2 rRNA genes are annotated in these 2980 nt (G+C 58.5%); both read right to left on the bottom strand.

The features are described 5' to 3' along the window. Positions 1 to 29: 29 nt before the first annotated feature. Positions 30 to 145: ribosomal RNA gene (gene rrf, locus OA56_RS08165) — 5S ribosomal RNA — on the bottom strand. A 61-nt stretch (positions 146 to 206) separates the two neighbouring features. After that, positions 207 to 2980, bottom strand: a 23S ribosomal RNA gene (locus OA56_RS08160); the annotation flags it as partial.

Genomic DNA, 2980 nt, shown 5'->3' with positions numbered 1-2980 from the left:
CTACGGCGGGGGTTTTTGTTGAGGGGTTCGTCTGACGCTGACCGACTTTCCCGGAGGCAGGAGCTCCAGTATCATGGGCGCGGCGCCGTTTCACGGTCCTGTTCGGGATGGGAAGGCGTGGGGCCGGCGCGCTATGGGCGTCAGACGATAACGGGGTAACAAGCGGGGCAAGGGGGGGTTGTGTGTGGGGTGCATGGCACGGCTATAGGATCAAGCCGCACGGGCAATTAGTAGCGCTCAGCTCAAGCGGTTACCCGCCTTACACCTGCGCCCTATCGACGTGGTGGTCTTCCACGGCCCTTCAGGGGGGTCGAGCCCCCGGGGAAGTCTCATCTTGGGGGGGATTTCCCGCTTAGATGCTTTCAGCGGTTATTCCTTCCGCACATAGCTACCCGGCGGTGCCACTGGCGTGACAACCGGTACACCAGAGGTGCGTCCACTCCGGTCCTCTCGTACTAGGAGCAGATCCCCTCAAACTTCCAGCGCCCACGGCAGATAGGGACCAAACTGTCTCACGACGTTTTAAACCCAGCTCACGTACCTCTTTAAATGGCGAACAGCCATACCCTTGGGACCGACTACAGCCCCAGGATGAGATGAGCCGACATCGAGGTGCCAAACACCGCCGTCGATGTGAACTCTTGGGCGGTATCAGCCTGTTATCCCCAGAGTACCTTTTATCCGTTGAGCGATGGCCCTTCCATACAGAACCACCGGATCACTAGGACCTGCTTTCGCACCTGTTCGGCTTGTGGGCCTCACAGTCAAGCACGCTTATGCCCTTGCACATACAGCACGATTTCCGACCGTGCCAAGCGTACCTTCGTGCTCCTCCGTTACCTTTTGGGAGGAGACCGCCCCAGTCAAACTGCCTGCCATGCACGGTCCCGGCACCGGATGTACGGTGCGCGGTTAGAACCTCGAGGTGACCAGGGTGGTATTTCAAGGGCGGCTCCACCGAAGCTGGCGCCTCGGCTTCTCAGCCTCCCACCTATCCTACACAGGCCACATCAAAGTCCAATGCAAAGCTGCAGTAAAGGTTCATGGGGTCTTTCCGTCTAGCCGCGGGGAGATTGCATCTTCACAACCATTTCAATTTCGCTGAGTCCCAGGAGGAGACAGTGGGGCCATCGTTACGCCATTCGTGCAGGTCGGAACTTACCCGACAAGGAATTTCGCTACCTTAGGACCGTTATAGTTACGGCCGCCGTTTACCGGGGCTTCGATCAGGAGCTTGCACCCCATCACTTAACCTTCCGGCACCGGGCAGGCGTCACACCCTATACGTCGACTTTCGTCTTGGCAGAGTGCTGTGTTTTTAATAAACAGTCGCAGCCCCCGATTCTCTGCGACCCCGTTGGGCTCGTCTGGCGTGCAGACTCACCTACTTGGGGCACACCTTCTCCCGAAGTTACGGTGTCAATTTGCCGAGTTCCTTCTCCTGGGTTCTCTCAAGCGCCTTGGTGCTTTGACACCAGCCCACCTGTGTCGGTTTGCGGTACGGTCATCGTGCAACTGAAGCTTAGGGGCTTTTCCTGGAAGCGGGGCCTCGGTGGCTTGGGCCGCCCGTGGGCTGCCCTCGTCATCACCTCTCACCTCTAGCGCGGCGGATTTGCCTACCGCGCCAGGCTACGGGCTTGAATCGGGACGTCCAACACCCGACCCACTTAGCCTTCTTCGTCCCCCCATCGCATTGCACGACGGTACGGGAATGTTGACCCGTTTCCCATCGACTACGCCTTTCGGCCTCGCCTTAGGGGCCGACTGACCCGACGCCGATGAACGTTGCGTCGGAAACCTTGGGCTTTCGGCGAACGGGCTTTTCACCCGTTTTATCGCTACTCATGTCAGCATTCGCACTTCGGATACCTCCAGCAGCCCTCCCGGGCCACCTTCGCAGGCTTACCGAACGCTCCCCTACCACGCGTGCCTCGAGAGGCACGCATCCGCAGCTTCGGCTCGTGGCTTGAGCCCCGTTACATCTTCCGCGCAGGACGACTCGACTAGTGAGCTATTACGCTTTCTTTAAAGGGTGGCTGCTTCTAAGCCAACCTCCTAGCTGTCTTCGCCTTCCCACTTCGTTTCCCACTTAGCCACGCATTGGGGGCCTTAGCTGGCGGTCTGGGTTGTTTCCCTCTTGACACCGGACGTTAGCACCCGGTGTCTGTCTGCCGCACATCACTTTGCGGTATTCGGAGTTTGCTATCGCGGGGTAGATCGCAATGACCCCCCCAACGATGACAGTGCTCTACCCCCGCAAGTGTCCATGCGACGCGCTACCTCAATAGCTTTCGGGGAGAACCAGCTATTTCCGGGTTTGTTTAGCCTTTCACCCCTATCCACAGCTCATCCCCTACTTTTGCAACAGTAGTGGGTTCGGGCCTCCAGCACCGGTTAGGGTGCCTTCACCCTGGCCATGGATAGATCACCCGGTTTCGGGTCTACGCCGCGCGACTCGTTCGCCCTGTTCGGACTCGCTTTCGCTTCGCCTCCCCTATTCGGTTAAGCTCGCCACGCAACGTAAGTCGCTGACCCATTATACAAAAGGTACGCAGTCACTCCTTAAAGGAGCTCCCACTGTTTGTATGCATGCGGTTTCAGGTTCTATTTCACTCCCCTCGCCGGGGTTCTTTTCGCCTTTCCCTCACGGTACTGGTTCACTATCGGTCGATCACGAGTATTTAGCCTTGGAGGATGGTCCCCCCATCTTCGGACAGGGTTTCTCGTGCCCCGCCCTACTTGTCGCACGCTTAGACCCCCCAACGGCTTTTCGCATACGGGGCTATCACCCGCTGTGGCCGGTCTTTCCAGAGCCGTTCTGCTGAGCCGTTGGGTTGGTCGTGCAGGCTACTCCCCGTTCGCTCGCCACTACTTGGGGAATCTCGGTTGATTTCTTTTCCTCCGGCTACTGAGATGGTTCAGTTCGCCGGGTTCGCCTCCTCTGGCCTATGGATTCAGCCAGGGATACCCCTTCACACAG

This window comes from Tepidiphilus sp. HLB4 (assembly GCF_054823945.1).
Note: the sequence above shows the minus strand (reverse complement) of the source record. Positions and strands in the feature narration are given on the sequence as shown.